Below are 15,838 nucleotides of genomic sequence, written 5' to 3'. Positions count from 1 at the left end.
ATCACGCCCGGTATGTTTCTGATCAGTTGATAAGGACAGATTTTCATAGAATTCTGCCGACATCACAAAGATTGTCGGCATACGAGGAAGCAGGGATCCGTGCTCCGAGCCGTACGTCGCCGGGCGCCGTCACCCGGTCGGCCGAAAGCACCCGACCGAGTCCGCCCTCGCGCCGTACGCGATGTGCCGCACGACGCCCCGCACGATGCGCAGCGCGCCGCGCCGCAGGACGAGCCGCACGGTGCACCTCGTCCGCCGAGGTCACCGCGATGAGCCCGCCGAACCCGCGCATCCGTACGTCCTTCCCCTACGAGACGACCCACGAGGACCTCCGTATCCCGTTGCCCGACGGAACCCGGTTGTACGCACGCGTGTGGCGTCCCCTGACGAGCGAGCCCGTACCGGCGCTCCTCGAGTACCTCCCGTACCGCCTGACCGACTGGACGGCGCCCCGCGACCACCAGCGCCACCCCTGGTACGCCGGCCACGGCTACGCCTCCGTCCGCGTCGACGTCCGCGGCCACGGCAACAGCGAGGGCATCCCCACGGACCCGTACTCGGCGGTGTACCCGGCCGACGGGGCCGAGGTGGTGAACTGGCTGGCGGCGCAGCCCTGGTGCGACGGCAAGGTGGGCGTGTTCGGCATCTCCTGGGGTGGCTTCGACTCCCTCCACATCGCGGCCCTCGCGCCCGAGCCGCTCAAGGCGGTCGTCACGGTCTGCTCCACGGACGACCACTACGACAACGACGTGCACTACCGGGGAGGTTCCGTCCTCGCCGTCGACATGCACGCCTGGGCGGCCACGATGCTCGCCTTCGTCGCCCGCCCGCCCGACCCGCAGTACGTCGGTGAGGCCTGGCGGGACATGTGGCTCGGACGGCTGGAGGAGGTACAGCCCTTCATCCACACCTGGCTCGCCCACCGGACGCGGGACGACTACTGGAGGCAGCGCAGCGTCTGCGAGGACTACGGCGCGATCGGCGCCGCCGTCCTGGCCGTCGGCGGCTGGCACGACCCGTACCGCGACACCGTCCTGCGCCTGGTCGAACACCTCCCCGCCGACCGGGTACGCGGCCTGATCGGCCCCTGGTCGCACCAGTACCCCGACCGCGGTCTGCCGCCCGGCCCGGCGATCGGCTTCCTCCAGGAGACGCTGCGCTGGTGGGACCACTGGCTGAAGGGACGGGAGACGGGCGCCCTCGACGTACCGCTCCTGCGCGCCTACGTCAGTGACTCCCACCCTCCGGCCACGGCGTACGAGACGCTGCCGGGCCGCTGGGTCGGCGAGCCGGCCTGGCCCTCCCCCTACGTGACGACGGTCACGTACCAGCTCGGGGGCGCTCCCGTGCTCGTACGGTCCCCGATGCACACCGGAGTCGACGCGGGCCGTTTCCTCCCCTTCGGCGACGACGCCGACCTCCCGCCCGACCAGCGCGAGGAGGACGGGCGCTCGGTGTGCTTCGAGTTCGCGGTGGCCGAGGAGACCTGGGTGCTGGGACGGCCCCGGGTGCGGCTGCGGCTGACCTCCGACGCGCCGCGCGGCCAGGTCATCGCCCGGGTGTGCGACGTGGCGCCCGACGGCTCGTCGACCCTGGTCACGCGCGGCGTACTGAATCTGTCGGCGCGGCTGGGCCGGGACCGGTCCGTGCCGTGGTCCCCGGGCGCCGCAGAGGACGTGACCTTCGAGCTGACCGGGATCGGCCATGCCTTCCCGCCCGGCCACCGCATCCGCCTCGCCGTCTCCTCGGCGTACTGGCCGTGGATCTGGCCCGAGCCCGGTTCCGCGGCAGGCCTCACCCTGGATCCGGCGGGCAGCGTCCTCGAACTGCCCGTGCGCACACGGCAGTCGGCGGACATCTCCTTCGAGGAGCCCGAGCAGGCCGACCCCCTGGGAGTGAACTTCCCCGCCACCCTCGAAGAACCACGCCCCGCACGCCTGGCCGTACGCGACGTGGCGAAGGGCGAGTGGCGGCTGGAGGTCGACCCGCGCTACGGCGGCACGCGCGTGTATCCCGACGGGCTGGAGTTCACCGAGGAGGCGCTGGAGACGTACACGATCCAGGAGAGGGACCCCCTCTCCGCCCGCACCCGCTCCGACTGGTTCATCCGCCTGCACCGCCCCGACCTGGCGTGGGACACGACGGTCCGGACCCGCTCGGAGATCGGCTGCGAGGCGGCGGACTTCGTCACCACCGACGAGGTGATCTGCACGGAGGGTGGCGAGGTGGTGTTCCACCGGACGTGGGAGAAGCGGATTCCCCGGAATCCGTGAAACCACCCAAAACCACCCGAGTCGACCCAAACCTCCCTGGAACTCCCAGAATCCCCGCCACCCTGAGAGCACGGGACCCTCGAACACCCATGCCCGATTTGCCGTGATTGCTAGATGAATTCCCCTTAGCGGTAAATGCTCTACGGGCTGGCAAACAGTGAGTTGGGTCACGCGAGCCGACAGATGGTCACACCCCCCACCAACCCCCCGCTCCCCTTTCGCCGCAAGCGATTTGACCCTTGGCGACTGCAAAGGATCAAGCACCCCAAATGCCTCAGACCAAGGTCAACTGGGGTGAGGTGTGATTCCGGCACTTGTTCCGGACATGTGCTCTCGCATACGTTCCCGGCCTGTCGGGTGGACGCCTAATCCTGCCGCCGCCCGTCACCACCATCAACGAACTCACTCGTAGGGCAGGAGCGGGGGACCCAGGTAAGCCGCCGGACCGGGCATCGCACCGGAACGGCTAGGGGTTAAGTCGTGTCGCCGCAGGGCGGCGCGGCCGGGCAGCTCCCAGCCCGAACCCGACAGCTCACCTCGTAGGCGCCGGAGAGGAATTCAGACATGTCCGCTGCCGGTCAGAACCGTCGCGCCCGTCTCGTCCGCACCCTCGCCGTCGCCGGTACCGGCGCGGCCGTGCTCGCCCTTCCGCTCCTCGGAGCGACCAGCGCCTCCGCGGCCACCAGCACGTCCGTGACCGCCGCCCCGGCGGCCGCGACGACGTACACCAACAACCTCGACGGCTGGATCCGGGAGTCCCTCGCCGTCATGGCGCAGCACGGCATCCCCGGGACCTACAACGGCATCTACCGCAACGTGATCCGCGAGTCGTCCGGCAACCCGGCCGCCATCAACCTCTGGGACTCCAACGCGAAGAAGGGAATCCCGTCCAAGGGCCTGCTGCAGGTCATCGACCCGACCTTCAACGCGTACCACGTGTCCGGCACGTCGTGGAACATCTACGACCCGGTCGCGAACATCACGGCCGCCTGCAACTACGCCGCCGCGCGGTACGGCTCGATCGACAACGTGTTCGGCGCGTACTGACCGGTCCCGTCAGGGGAAGAGTCTCTCGAGGGCGACGGCGATGCCGTCGTCCTCGTTCGACAGGGTGATCTCGTCGGCCACGGCCTTGAGCTCCGGGTGGGCGTTGGCCATCGCCACGCCATGGGCGGCCCAGTCGAACATGGGGATGTCGTTGGGCATGTCGCCGAAGGCGAGGGCCCGTTCGGCGCCCAGACCGAGGTGCTCGGCGGCCAGCGCCAGGCCGGTCGCCTTGGTGATGCCACACGGCTGGAGCTCGACGGTCCCCGGCCCCGACATGGTGACCGTCGCCAGCGAGCCCACCACGGAGCGGGCCGTCACGGCCAACTCGTCGTCGGTCAGGGCGGGATGGCGCAGCAGGACCTTGCTGATGGGCTCGCCCCACAGGTCTTCGCGCCGCCCGACCCGTACCGCGGGCAGGGTCGGGTGGGGCATCAGATAGCCGGGTTCGATGAGCGTGAGGCCGTCGACCCCGTCCTGGTCCACGGCCGCGTACACCTGCCCCACCTCGGCCTCGATCTTGCCGAGCGCGGTCTCGGCCAGTTCCTGGTCCAGGGTGACCGACCACAGCAGACGGTCCGCGCCGGCGTCGTACAACTGCGCGCCCTGCCCGCACACCGCGAGCCCCGTGCAGCCGAGGTCGTCGAGCAGCGGCCGCACTCTCGGAGCCGGGCGTCCCGTCACCACGAGGTGCTGGGCACCGGCCTCCGCCACCCGCGCGAGCGCGGCGAGAGACCTCTCGGAGAGGGTGTCGTCGCCGCGGAGCAGCGTTCCGTCCAAGTCGGTGGCGATGAGTGAGAATGCGAGGGGAGCGGCCATGATCAGAGAATACGGACACCGCGCCCCCTCGACTCACCTCCGTTTTCAGCCCCAAGTGGTGCCCGCGGGCTCCTTGATGGTGGTGTTGATGCGGTTGAACATGTTGGTGACCGAGATGGTGAGGATCAGCGCGGACAGCTCCTTCTCGTCGAAGTGGTCTGCCACCTCGTCCCACAGTGCGTCCGGCACCGACTCCTCGGACCGGTCGGCGAGCCGCGTGACCTTCTCCGTCAGCCGCAGCGCGGCGCGCTCGGCGTCGGTGAAGTAGGGCGCCTCCCGCCAAGCGGAGACGGCGGCGATGCGCTCCTCACTCGCGCCGGCCTTGCGCAGGTTGACCGTGTGCCCGTGCACACAGGCACTGCAGCCGTTGATCTGGCTGGCGCGCAGCCCGACGATCTCCGCCAGGTCCTGCGCCAGGCCGGCCTCGCCGATCGCCTGGAAGAGGGTGCCGATGCCCTTCATCGCGGTCGGAAGGACGTACGCGGGGTTGGTCATCCGTGCCTGCATGGTGCTGCCTCCTGTGTGTCTTGCGGGTCCGTCGTGTCCGTGTGCAGTGACGAGTTGCCGTCACTGCACTGACGGAGCGGAGGCATGTGATGTGACAGGCCGGCGGAACTCTTTCTGGTCCTCCCTCTCAGCCGTGCGCCGCAGCCAGATGCTTCGCCAGCCGCGGGGACGCGAACTCCGTCCCGCACACGAAGCGCATCACCGGGCCGTACGAGGCCGCCGCCGGGAGACCGGTGAAGTACAGCCCGGGCACGGACGACACGTATCCCGCGCCGAGTTTGGGGGTGCCCCGGCTCACCGCGAGCTCGGTGCGCAGCTCGTGGCCGAGGAAGTCCATCGCCGCTATGTCCACCCGATAGCCGGTCGCCGCGATGACATGATCGGCGGACAACTGCCGGGTGCCGCCTGCGTGAGGGGCGACCGTCAGCGTCGTACGGTCGTCCGCCGCCCCTGCCCCGACGATCTGCGCCACCTCGCTGACCTGCACCTTTCCCTCGAAGCGGTCGCGCAGCCACCACGCGCCGAGCGGGCCGAGGATCCGGCGGACCAGGTAGTGGCGGGTCTGGGCCGGGAGGTACCGATAGGGGTGCGGGTAGTAGCTGAGCGCCCACAGCGACCAGGCGCGGCCGAAGGGGGACTCGGGGCGCAGCTTCGGCTGCTTCCAGGGGGGTGCGCCGAAGGCCACCCGGCCGCGGCCGCGCGAGACCACATGCACCTGCGCGCCCGCCTCCGCCGCGAGCGCCGCCGTCTCCAGTGCGGACTGGCCCGCGCCGACGACGATGAGCTCCTTGCCGGAGAAGCGGTTGAGGTCGTGGTGCTGGGAGCTGTGGGAGAGCGGGCCGGTGGGCGCGGGACCGTCCGCCGCGGCAGCGGCCAGTTCCGGGGGCAGGTGGGACAGGCCGGACAGGCCCGTGGCCACGACGACCGCCCGGGCGGTGAACAACTCGCCCGAGTCCAGCTTCAGTTCGAACCCTGATCCGGCGGATCCGCCGGATCCGCGGGATCCGCTGGTCTTACGGTCCACGGAGACCACCCGCACCCGCTCCAGCTCGGGCACCAGCTTCTGCTGGAACCACTGGCCGTAGGCGATGAAGGTGTCGGCGGGAATGATGTCCTCGTCCGTCACCAGTCGGCGTATGCCGGCCGCGTCGCAGTAGTCGACGAGGGTGTGGCCGTGCTGCGGGGCGTCGATGTTGGAGGCCACGGGCGTCGACTTCAGGAGCATGCCCGCGGGCATGTGGTCCCGCCAGCTCACCATGGGCTCGCCGAAGACGCGGACGGGAATGCCGCGCGCCCGCAGATGGGCGGCGGTCGACAGGCCGAAGGGCCCGGCGCCGATGACTGCTACCGGTTGGATCACGAAGTCCCTCCCCAGGACGTCACTTCGTCACTTCGTGCTGGTGCTGTCGGTGCTGGTGCTGTCGGTGCTGTTGGTGCTGGTGCTGCTGCCGCGGCGGTTGGTGCGCCACAGCTGATAGAGGTGCTTCGCGCCCGGCCGCACGAAGCGCGCGAGCATCGTGAAGAACGGCCGCAGGTCGTCACCTGCGAGCCAGGCCAGCTCCGTCCCGCTCGCCCGTGCCGGTGCGTGCGGCGTCGTATAGCCACTGCGGCGGTAGGCGAGCAGGGCGGGCAGGTCGATGTTCTCCACGATGTACCGGTGGCCGGCCCGCTGTTCCCCCTCCGGAACGGTGCGGCCGGTCAGGTCCAGATGCATGGCGCGGACGACGTCCACACCCGACTCGTTCTCGAAGAGCCGGAACTGGGCGCCCACGCGCGGGTTGAAGTCGAGGAGTTTGTACTGTCCGTCGCGCCGGTCGAAGCGCAGGTCGAGGTCGACGATTCCGGTGAAGCCGATCTGTTTGATGAAACGTGCGGCGAGGTCCGCGAGTTCCGGGTTGTCGACGACGTACGCGTTCGCCGTCATGCCCGCGTGCGGCGGCCAGGAGCGGACCTTCACACCGGTGAACATCGCAAGCGGGGTCGAGTCCTGGTCGAAGTAGGCGTGCACGATCCAGTCCTCGGCCTGCTCCCTCGGCAGGTACTCCTGGAGGATCACACCGGGGTCGCCGGGACCTTCGGGAGCGCCGGGACCTCCGGGGTGCTCGCCCCAGTCGCGGGCGAGGGCGAGCAGGCCCTCGCGGGTGGCGATCCTCGTCGTCCCGTTCACGGCCGGTCGTTTGCGCCGTACGAACGCCTCACGGTTCTTGGCCACCACCGGGAAGCGCGCCTTCTCGGCGAAGGCGACGATGTCGTCGTAGGACTGCGGGAAGGCCGCCGACGGGCTGGGAATGCCGTGTTCCACGCACAGTTCGTGCAGGCCCTGCTTGCTGGCCAGGTGGCGCGGCAGGCCCGGCTCGACCCGCGGGAAGAGGAAGCGGTCGCCGAGCGTGTCCTGGTGCTCGGCGATCAGAACCGCGGCCTCCTCGTCGGTGGGGATGAGGACGGCGGGACGGCCGATGCGGCGGCCGATCCGGAGCAGACCCTCCACCAGGTATTCCGGCTCCTCCGTGCCTGTCGTCGGCCAGACGAACGCGCGCTCGAGATAGCGGGAGGCGGCGGCCGGCGTGTATCGGTCCTCGGTTATCGCATACATCGGGACGCCCAGGCGGCCCAGGCTGCGGATCGCTCCGACACCGCCGTGGTGCAGCGGATAGTCACCGAACTTCACTATCAGGCCCGGCACGTCACGGTCGGCCTCGAAAGGCACGCTGCTGGTGCTCCTGGCCACGGGTCCCCCCACGTGTCCCCCCTACGGACCGGACCCACCCCGTCCGTGTCCCCCAAAGGACGCTAAGCCGGAATTGGGGCCTCCCACAACCCTAAATCGGACATTGCAAACTCTTTAGACACTGCCCAAGACAGGCAACTCAGCCGTAACGTGTGGCGCGACCACACAGAACGCACCGTGTGGCACGACCAGACGGAACGCACCGCACGCATCCGAGAGTGAGGCAGCACCCATGCCCCCCTTCGACGTCCCCGAGGGCGATCCCTTCGGCCCGCACAACCTTCCGTACGGCGTCTTCTCCCCCGCGGGCTCGGACTCCGCCGAGCGCAGGGTCGGTGTCCGGCTCGGCGACCACGTCCTCGACGCGGGGGCCGCGGCCCTGGCGCTCGGCTCGCCGTACGCCTCCCTGCTCGCACGGCCGACCCTCAACCCGCTGCTGGCGGCGGGCCGCACGGTGTGGTCGGACGTGCGACGCGCGCTGACGGCGTGGGTGACGGTGCCGGCCCACCAGCAGGCCCTCGAACCGTTCCTCCACCCCCTGTCGTCGGTGACCCTGCACCTGCCCTTCGAGGTCGCCGACTACGTCGACTTCTACGCCTCCGAGAACCACGCCCGCAATGTCGGGCAGATCTTCCGCCCGGACGCGACGGACTCGCTGACCCCGAACTGGAAGCACCTGCCCATCGGTTATCACGGGCGGTCCGGGACGGTCGTGGTGTCGGGCACGGACGTCGTACGGCCGTCGGGCCAGCGCAAGGCACCCACCGACGAGGTGCCCGTCTTCGGCCCGTCGGTACGCCTGGACATCGAGGCCGAGGTCGGCTTCGTGGTGGGGGCGCCGTCGGAGCCTGGCCGGCCGGTGGCGCTCGGGGAGTTCCAGGACCACGTATTCGGCCTGTGCCTGTTGAACGACTGGTCGGCGCGCGACATCCAGGCGTGGGAGTACGTCCCTCTCGGCCCGTTCCTCGGCAAGTCCTTCGCCACGTCGGTGTCGGCGTGGATCACACCGCTGGACGCGCTGGAGGACGCGAGGGTGGCGCCGCCGACGCGGACGCACGCGCTGCTGCCGTATCTGGACGACGCGGGCGAGGAGCCCGGCGGCTACGATCTGCGCATCTCCGTCGCGATCAACGGTCACGTCGTGTCCGAGCCGCCCTTCTCCACCATGTACTGGACCGCCGCCCAGCAGCTCGCCCACATGACGGTGAACGGCGCCTCGCTGCGGGCGGGTGACCTGTACGGGTCGGGCACGGTCAGCGGCCCGACCGAACGCGAGCGCGGCTCCCTGCTGGAGCTGACCTGGAACGGCCGTGATCCCCTCGAACTCCCCGACGGCAAGCGGGCGTTCCTGGAGGACGGCGACGTGGTGACCATGACGGCATGGGCACCGGGACCGGACGGGCTCCGGGTGGGACTCGGGGAGGTGACGGGGCGGGTGGTACCGCGGAACTGACCTCGGGTGGTACCGGGGAACTGACCGGTAGGGGTGCGTAGGCGCCGACCGTCCGCCGCCGAGGCCCTGACTCCCGCGTCCGCCGCCCTCATACTGGCGGTGGGCGGACGACACGCTTGTCGCACCCACCGCCGCGCCGCCCAACGGCTCCATCCGCACACCCTCCACTCGCACACCCGCTCCACTCGCACACCCGCTCTTCCTGCTTCACTCGCTTCACCCGCACACCGCGCTTCGCCCCCGCACCCCGCTTCACCCGCGCGTCCGTATATCCGCCCCCTCCGATCAGGATCCGGAGCCCATGGCATGACCGTCTGCCTGCTCCTGTTGAGCGTCGTCGCCCTGGCGGCCGCCGTGCCGGTTCCGCGTGCGCTGACCCGGGCCGTGTGGCCGGAGCGGGAACCCGTGGTCGCGCTGTGGGTGTGGCAGTGCCTGGTCGCCACTGTGCTGCTGTGCTGTCTGACGGCCCTCGCGCTGAGCGCCGCCGCCGTCTTCCACACCGTCCGCGTCCAGGTCTTCGCCCCCGCGCCGCAGGCTGTGACCGAGGCGTACGACCTCTCCGCCACGCCGCCCTGGGCGACCGCCCTCACCCTGCTGCTGGCCTGCGGTGCCGCCTGGACCACGGCGATGCTCGCCCGTGAACTGGCCGAGGCCCGGCGCCGCCGCGGCCAGGCCCGCGCCCAACTGCGCGAACGCGCCCCCGACCTGCCGGCCGGCCTGCCCGCCGCCCGGGGGCCGTTGCTGGTGCTGGAGGACGAGTACCCCGACGCGTGGTGGCTGCCCGGCCACCCGCCCCAGCTGATCGTCACCACCGGCGCCCTGCATCGCCTCACCGCGCACCAGCTGGACGCCGTCCTCACGCACGAGCGGGACCACGCCCGCGCCCACCACGACTGGCTGCTGCACCTGTCCACGGCCCTGGCCACCGGCTTCCCCCGCATCCCCCTCTTCGCGCACTTCTGCGACCAGACGCACCGCCTGGTGGAACTCGCCGCCGACGACACGGCGTCCCGCCGCTGCGGCCACCTGACCACCGCCCTGGCCCTCATCGAACTGAACCAACACCGCGGAGTCCTCTCCTGCGCCTCCAGTCACCGGCTCCTGGGCGAACGAGTCGACCGCCTCCTCGAACCACGCCCACGCCTGGGCCGCAGAGACAGGGCCCTCACCACGACGGTGGCAGCCCTGATCCCTCTCCTCCCCCTCCTGATCACGCTCGCCCCGGGGCTGACGGCACTGGGGTGACTTACCTGCTGGCCGACGGCACTGGGCTGACTCGCCTGCTCCGGCCGCATGAGGTCGTCGTTGGGCGGGCAGCCCGGGTGGGCGCGGGCGGCAGCACGGATGAATGCCCGACGCCCCCCAACACCACGCCGGCCTCGCTCCTCCTGCCGCGGGCATGCATGCCGCCTGAGGCAGCGCCCCTCCCACAGAACGGCGGCACCCCTTGAGCGCCGGGCCGCGCAACCCACCCTGTACCCGGTCGTAGGAGTCGGGCTCGGCGGCTCAGCGGCTCCAGCGACTCAGTGAGCCCACCGCTCGGCGGGCTATATCCAGTCGTCGGTGTCCGGCTCGGCGTCCATCTCGGGCCAGTCGTCCGCACCCCGATCGGCGTCGCCCGCCGGGGCCGACTCCGCCTTGGGCTCCCCATCCAGGCCGGCCAGCACCGCGATCACGCCCTCCCCGTATGTCGCCAGCTTCTTCTCGCCGACCCCGCTGATTCCGCCGAGCTGTGCCACGGTCGTGGGCCAGGCCATGGCGATCTCCCGGAGCGTGGCGTCGTGGAAGATGACGTACGCCGGGACACCCTGCTCGCGGGCCTGCTCCGCACGCCAGGCACGCAGGGCCTCGAAGACGGGCAGCAGCTGCTCGGGCAGCTCGACCGCGGCGGCCTTGGGCTTGCGCTCGCCCCGGCCGGAGGACGAGGAGGCGGTCCGCGTGGTCGCCGGCTTCTTCGGCTCCTTGCGCAGCGGAACCTCCCGCTCGCGCCGCAGCACCGACCCGCTGGCCTCGGTCAGTACCAGCGTGCCGTAGTCCCCTTCGACCGCGAGCAGCCCCTGCGCCAGCAGCTGCCGTACGACGCCGCGCCACTCACCCTCGGTCAGCTCCTCGCCGATGCCGAACACGGACAGCTGGTCGTGGTCGAACTGGATCACCTTGGCCGTGCGCCGCCCCATCAGGATGTCGACGATCTGCACCGCGCCGAACTTCTGCCCGCGCTCCCGCTGCAGCCGCACCACCGTCGACAGCACCTTCTGGGCCGCGACGGTACCGTCCCAGGTCTCGGGCGGGGTGAGACAGGTGTCGCAGTTGCCGCAGCCCGCCGGGTCCGGGTCCTGGCCGAAGTAGGCGAGGAGCTGCCCGCGGCGGCACTCGACGGTCTCGCACAGCGCCAGCATCGAGTCCAGGTGCGCGGCGGCCCTGCGACGGAACGCCTCATCGCCCTCGCCGGACTGGATCAGCTTGCGCTGCTGTATGACGTCGTTGAGTCCGTACGCCATCCAGGCGGTCGAAGGGAGTCCGTCGCGGCCGGCGCGGCCCGTCTCCTGGTAGTAGCCCTCGACCGACTTGGGCAGGTCGAGGTGGGCGACGAACCGCACGTCCGGCTTGTCGATACCCATCCCGAAGGCGATGGTCGCGACCACGACCAGCCCGTCCTCCCGCAGGAACCGCGACTGGTGTGCCGCGCGCGTGCCCGAGTCCAGGCCTGCGTGGTAGGGCACTGCCTCGACGCCGTTGCGGGACAGGAACTCCGCCGTCTTCTCGACCGAGTTGCGCGAGAGGCAGTACACGATGCCCGCGTCGCCCGCGTGCTCCTCGCGCAGGAAGCTCAGCAGCTGCTTCTTGGGGTCGGTCTTGGACACGACCCGGTACTGGATGTTGGGCCGGTCGAAGCTCGCCTCGAAGTGCCGGGCCGTCGGCATGTTCAGCCGCTGGGTGATCTCCCGGTGCGTCGCGCGCGTGGCCGTAGCCGTGAGCGCGATCCGCGGCACGTCCGGCCAGCGCTCGCCGAGCAGGGAGAGCGCCAGATAGTCGGGGCGGAAGTCGTGGCCCCACTGGGACACGCAGTGCGCCTCGTCGATCGCGAAGACGGCGATCTTGCCGCGGGAGAGCAGGTCCAGCGTGGAGTCGAGGCGGAGCCGCTCCGGCGCCAGATACAGCAGGTCGAGCTCGCCGGCGAGGAACTCGGCCTCGACCGTCCGCCGCTCGTCGAAGTCCTGTGTGGAGTTCATGAACCCCGCGCGCACCCCGAGCGCCCGCAGCGCGTCCACCTGGTCCTGCATCAGCGCGATGAGCGGGGAGACGACGATTCCCGTACCGGGTCTGACCAGGGCCGGGATCTGGTAGCACAGCGACTTGCCGCCGCCGGTCGGCATGAGGACGACGGCGTCCCCGCCGGCGACCACGTGCTCGATGACCGCTTCCTGCTCGCCGCGGAAGGCTCCGTATCCGAATACCCGGTGCAGCGTGGCCAGCGCCTCGCTGTCCGTCATTTCTGGCATCTCCCTGATCCCGCCCGTCCCGCCCATCGTCCTGTCCCCCGTACGTCTTCCTCGACCACTGCGTCCACGATAGGGGTCCGCACCGACAGCGCCGGAGTTATCCACAGGCTTGGGCGGAGCATCTGGGGTCCAGCCGCACGCTGTAGGCCTGGATCCACCGGACGAACCCGAGCGGCGGGCTCCTCCCCTGGAAGCCCCCGGTGGCATGCCCGGCGAATCCCGCCCCTGAGCACGCACGAGGGCCCCGATCCCCACGAAGAGACCAGGGCCCACGCGCAAACGCCGCAGGTCAGCGCACGAACATCCCCGCCTGGCTCGCCAGGTCCAGGAAGTACTGCGGCGCCACACCGAGGACCAGCGTCACCGCCACACCGACTCCGATCGCGGTCATCGTCAGGGGCGAGGGCACCGCGACGGTCGGGCCTTCGGGCCGGGGCTCGCTGAAGAACATCAGCACGATCACGCGGATGTAGAAGAACGCCGCGATCGCCGACGAGATCACACCGACCACGACCAGCGGGGCCGCTCCGCCCTCCGCCGCCGCCTTGAACACGGCGAACTTCCCCGCGAAACCGGAGGTCAGCGGAATGCCCGCGAAGGCCAGCAGGAACACCGCGAACACGGCCGCGACCAGCGGCGACCTGCGGCCGAGACCGGCCCACTTGGACAGGTGCGTCGCCTCACCGCCCGCATCACGCACCAACGTCACCACCGCGAACGCGCCGATCGTCACGAACGAGTACGCGCCCAGGTAGAACAGCACCGAGGACACGCCGTCGGGCGTGGTCGCGATGACACCCGCGAGGATGAACCCGGCGTGCGCGATCGACGAGTACGCGAGCAGCCGCTTGATGTCGGTCTGCGTGATCGCGACGATCGCACCGCCCAGCATCGTGATGACCGCGATGCCCCACATGACCGGCCGCCAGTCCCAGCGCAGACCCGGCAGCACGACGTACAGGACCCGCAGCAGCGCGCCGAAGGCCGCCACCTTGGTCGCCGCCGCCATGAATCCGGTCACGGGTGTCGGTGCGCCCTGGTACACGTCCGGCGTCCACATGTGGAACGGCACGGCGCCCACCTTGAACAGCAGGCCCATGACGAGGAGCGCGGTGCCGAGGAGCAGCAGCGCGTCGTTGCCCATGGTGCCGGCGAGCGCCGGGTCGACGTTCGTGATCGTGCCGTCGACGACCTGCGCGATGGTCGCGTACGACACCGAGCCCGCGTACCCGTACAGCAGCGCGATACCGAACAGCGTGAACGCGGAGGCGAACGCCCCGAGCAGGAAGTACTTGACCGCGGCCTCCTGCGACATGAGCCGCTTGCGGCGGGCCAGGGCGCACAGCAGGTACAGCGGCAGCGAGAAGACCTCCAGGGCCACGAACAGCGTCAGCAGGTCGTTGGCCGAGGGGAAGACCAGCATGCCGGCGACCGCGAAGAGCAGCAGCGGGAAGACCTCGGTGGTGGTGAACCCGGCCTTCACGGCGGCCATCTCGCTGTCACTGCCCGGCACGGACGCGGCCTGCGCCGCGAACGAGTCGACCCGGTTGCCGTGCGCCTCCGGGTCCAGGCGCCGCTCGGCGAAGGTGAACAGGCCGACCAGCCCGGTCAGCAGGATCGTGCCCTGCAGGAACAGGGACGGCCCGTCGACCGCGATCGCGCCCATCGCCGCGATGTGCGCCTTGGTGGTGCCGTAGCCGTTGGCCGCCAGAGCGACGACCGCGGCGAAGGCGGCGACGAGCGCGACAGCGGACACGAACACCTGTGCGTAGTAACGGGACTTTCGTGGCACGAACGCCTCGACCAGCACCCCGATGATCGCGGCGCCCACGACGATCAGAGTGGGCGACAATTGCCCGTATTCGATCTTCGGCGCGCCGATCTTCGAGATCGGATCGGCCGCGGTTGTCCACAGGCTGTGGACGGCTGTTGCGCTCACTTGGCCGCCTCCACCTCGGGCTGGGGGTCCTTCTTCTGTACGTCGGACATGGTCTGCTTGACCGCCGGGTTGATGATGTCCGTGACGGGCTTCGGGTAGACGCCCAGGAAGATCAGCAGAACGATCAGCGGGGCGACGACCACGAGTTCACGGATCCTGAGGTCCGGCATCGCCTCGACCTCCGCCTTCACCGGGCCCGTCATCGTCCTCTGGTAGAGGACGAGGGTGTAGAGCGCGGCGAGAACGATGCCGAAGGTGGCGATGATGCCGATCGCCGGGTAGCGCTCGAACGTGCCGACCAGCACCAGGAACTCACTGACGAACGGCGCCAGGCCGGGCAGGGAGAGGGTCGCCAGACCGCCGATCAGGAAGGTTCCGGCCAGTACCGGAGCGACCTTCTGCACACCGCCGTAGTCGGCGATGAGCCGCGAGCCGCGCCGGGAGATCAGGAAGCCGGCGACCAGCATCAGCGCGGCGGTCGAGATTCCGTGGTTGATCATGTAGAGCGTCGCGCCGGACTGGCCCTGGCTCGTCATCGCGAAGATGCCCATGATGATGAAGCCGAAGTGCGAGATCGACGCGTACGCCACCAGCCGCTTGATGTCGCGCTGTCCGACGGCGAGCAGCGCCCCGTAGACGATGCTGATCAGCGCCAGTACGAGGATGGCGGGTGTCGCCCACTTCGAGGCCTCCGGGAACAGTTGGAGACAGAAGCGGAGCATCGCGAAGGTGCCCACCTTGTCGACGACCGCCGTGATGAGGACGGCGACCGGGGCGGTGGCCTCGCCCATGGCGTTGGGCAGCCAGGTGTGCAGCGGCCACAGCGGGGCCTTCACCGCGAAGGCGAAGAAGAAGCCCAGGAACAGCCAGCGTTCGGTGCTGGTCGCCATGTCCAGCGAACCGTTGGCCCGGGCCTGCGCGATCTCCTGGAGACTGAAGTTCCCGGCGACCACGTAGAGGCCGATCACCGCGGCCAGCATGATCAGACCGCCGACCAGGTTGTAGAGGAGGAACTTCACCGCCGCGTACGACCGTTGCGTCGACGCCGTCTCCTCGCCGTGCTCGTGGGCACGGTCGCCGAAGCCGCCGATGAGGAAGTACATCGGGATGAGCATGGCTTCGAAGAAGATGTAGAAGAGGAAGACGTCGGTGGCCTCGAAGGAGATGATCACCATCGCCTCGACGCCCAGGATCAGGGCGAAGAAGCCCTGCGTCGGCCGCCAGCGGCGGCTTCCGGTCTCCAGTGGGTCGGCGTCGTGCCAGCCCGCGAGGATGATGAACGGGATCAGCAGGGCGGTCAGCGCGACGAGCGCCACGCCGATGCCGTCCACACCCAGCTCGTACCTCACCCCGAACTCCTTGATCCAGGCGTGGGACTCGGTGAGCTGGTAGCGGTCGCCGCCCGGATCGAAGCGAACCAGGACGACGATCGCCAGGACGAGCGTGGCGAGCGAGACGAGCAGCGCCAGCGCCTTGGCGGCGTTGCGCCGGGCGGCCGGTACGGCGGCCGTGGCGACCGCCCCGATGGCCGGGAGCGCGGCCGTCGCTGTCAGCAGAGGAAAGGACATCGGT

General features: G+C 70.2%; 11 protein-coding genes and 1 riboswitch. Of the genes, 4 read left to right on the top strand and 7 right to left on the bottom strand.

Features of this window, described 5'->3' with window-relative positions:
* The first annotated feature begins 269 nt into the window (after positions 1 to 269).
* The gene (locus ACFY16_RS40260; RefSeq protein WP_390652204.1) at positions 270 to 2,273 is read left to right on the top strand and encodes a CocE/NonD family hydrolase; all 2,004 of its coding nucleotides are present in this window, start codon (positions 270 to 272) and stop codon (positions 2,271 to 2,273) included.
* Positions 2,274 to 2,657: 384 nt separating this feature from the next.
* Positions 2,658 to 2,832: riboswitch (cyclic di-AMP (ydaO/yuaA leader) on the top strand.
* A gap of 5 nt (positions 2,833 to 2,837) precedes the next feature.
* The gene (locus ACFY16_RS40255) at positions 2,838 to 3,320 is read left to right on the top strand and encodes a transglycosylase SLT domain-containing protein (protein WP_390652203.1); all 483 of its coding nucleotides are present in this window, start codon (positions 2,838 to 2,840) and stop codon (positions 3,318 to 3,320) included.
* A gap of 9 nt (positions 3,321 to 3,329) precedes the next feature.
* Here the strand turns inward: ACFY16_RS40255 and ACFY16_RS40250 are convergent, their stop codons facing one another.
* From ACFY16_RS40250 to ACFY16_RS40235, 4 genes are all read right to left on the bottom strand, one after another.
* The gene (locus tag ACFY16_RS40250) at positions 3,330 to 4,136 is read right to left on the bottom strand and encodes an HAD family hydrolase (protein WP_390652202.1); all 807 of its coding nucleotides are present in this window, start codon (positions 4,134 to 4,136) and stop codon (positions 3,330 to 3,332) included.
* Positions 4,137 to 4,181: 45 nt separating this feature from the next.
* Positions 4,182 to 4,643, bottom strand: a complete 462-nt coding sequence (locus ACFY16_RS40245; protein ID WP_351143248.1) for a carboxymuconolactone decarboxylase family protein — start codon at positions 4,641 to 4,643, stop codon at positions 4,182 to 4,184.
* Positions 4,644 to 4,770: 127 nt separating this feature from the next.
* Complete coding sequence (locus ACFY16_RS40240) at positions 4,771 to 6,003, bottom strand: FAD-dependent oxidoreductase (RefSeq protein ID WP_390652201.1); 1,233 nt, start codon at positions 6,001 to 6,003, stop codon at positions 4,771 to 4,773.
* A gap of 27 nt (positions 6,004 to 6,030) precedes the next feature.
* Positions 6,031 to 7,350: an ATP-grasp domain-containing protein gene (locus ACFY16_RS40235; protein WP_390652200.1), complete on the bottom strand. Its 1,320-nt coding sequence runs from the start codon at positions 7,348 to 7,350 to the stop codon at positions 6,031 to 6,033.
* Positions 7,351 to 7,603: 253 nt separating this feature from the next.
* Here ACFY16_RS40235 and fahA point away from each other — a divergent pair, with 253 nt between their 5' ends.
* Positions 7,604 to 8,824, top strand: coding sequence for a fumarylacetoacetase (fahA, locus tag ACFY16_RS40230; protein ID WP_390652199.1), 1,221 nt, complete (start codon positions 7,604 to 7,606; stop codon positions 8,822 to 8,824).
* A 306-nt stretch (positions 8,825 to 9,130) separates the two neighbouring features.
* Entirely contained in the window at positions 9,131 to 10,069 is a 939-nt protein-coding gene (locus ACFY16_RS40225) for a M56 family metallopeptidase (protein ID WP_390652198.1), read from the top strand.
* A 302-nt stretch (positions 10,070 to 10,371) separates the two neighbouring features.
* Here ACFY16_RS40225 and recQ read toward each other — a convergent pair whose 3' ends face one another.
* From recQ to ACFY16_RS40210, 3 genes are all read right to left on the bottom strand, one after another.
* Positions 10,372 to 12,354 (bottom strand): DNA helicase RecQ, encoded by a 1,983-nt coding sequence (gene recQ / locus ACFY16_RS40220; RefSeq protein WP_390652197.1) that lies wholly within the window; start codon positions 12,352 to 12,354, stop codon positions 10,372 to 10,374.
* A 262-nt stretch (positions 12,355 to 12,616) separates the two neighbouring features.
* Positions 12,617 to 14,266: an NADH-quinone oxidoreductase subunit NuoN gene (gene nuoN / locus ACFY16_RS40215; protein ID WP_390652196.1), complete on the bottom strand. Its 1,650-nt coding sequence runs from the start codon at positions 14,264 to 14,266 to the stop codon at positions 12,617 to 12,619.
* Positions 14,263 to 15,834 (bottom strand): NADH-quinone oxidoreductase subunit M, encoded by a 1,572-nt coding sequence (locus tag ACFY16_RS40210; protein ID WP_390652195.1) that lies wholly within the window; start codon positions 15,832 to 15,834, stop codon positions 14,263 to 14,265. Before ACFY16_RS40210 ends, nuoN begins: the two co-directional genes overlap by 4 nt.
* Between the last annotated feature and the right edge of the window lie 4 nt (positions 15,835 to 15,838).

Source organism: Streptomyces sp. NPDC001315 (assembly GCF_042896175.1).
Classification (GTDB): Bacteria; Actinomycetota; Actinomycetes; order Streptomycetales; family Streptomycetaceae; genus Streptomyces.
This window is presented reverse-complemented; position numbering and strand designations above follow the sequence as displayed.

Coding starts and splice junctions, on each gene's coding strand:
- ACFY16_RS40255 (WP_390652203.1), top strand. CDS start 2,838: ATGTCCGCTGCCGGTCAGAACCGTCGCGCCCGTCTCGTCCGCACCCTC.
- ACFY16_RS40210 (WP_390652195.1), bottom strand. CDS start 15,834: ATGTCCTTTCCTCTGCTGACAGCGACGGCCGCGCTCCCGGCCATCGGG.
- fahA (WP_390652199.1), top strand. CDS start 7,604: ATGCCCCCCTTCGACGTCCCCGAGGGCGATCCCTTCGGCCCGCACAAC.
- ACFY16_RS40225 (WP_390652198.1), top strand. CDS start 9,131: ATGACCGTCTGCCTGCTCCTGTTGAGCGTCGTCGCCCTGGCGGCCGCC.
- ACFY16_RS40245 (WP_351143248.1), bottom strand. CDS start 4,643: ATGCAGGCACGGATGACCAACCCCGCGTACGTCCTTCCGACCGCGATG.
- recQ (WP_390652197.1), bottom strand. CDS start 12,354: ATGGGCGGGACGGGCGGGATCAGGGAGATGCCAGAAATGACGGACAGC.
- ACFY16_RS40260 (WP_390652204.1), top strand. CDS start 270: ATGAGCCCGCCGAACCCGCGCATCCGTACGTCCTTCCCCTACGAGACG.
- ACFY16_RS40250 (WP_390652202.1), bottom strand. CDS start 4,136: ATGGCCGCTCCCCTCGCATTCTCACTCATCGCCACCGACTTGGACGGA.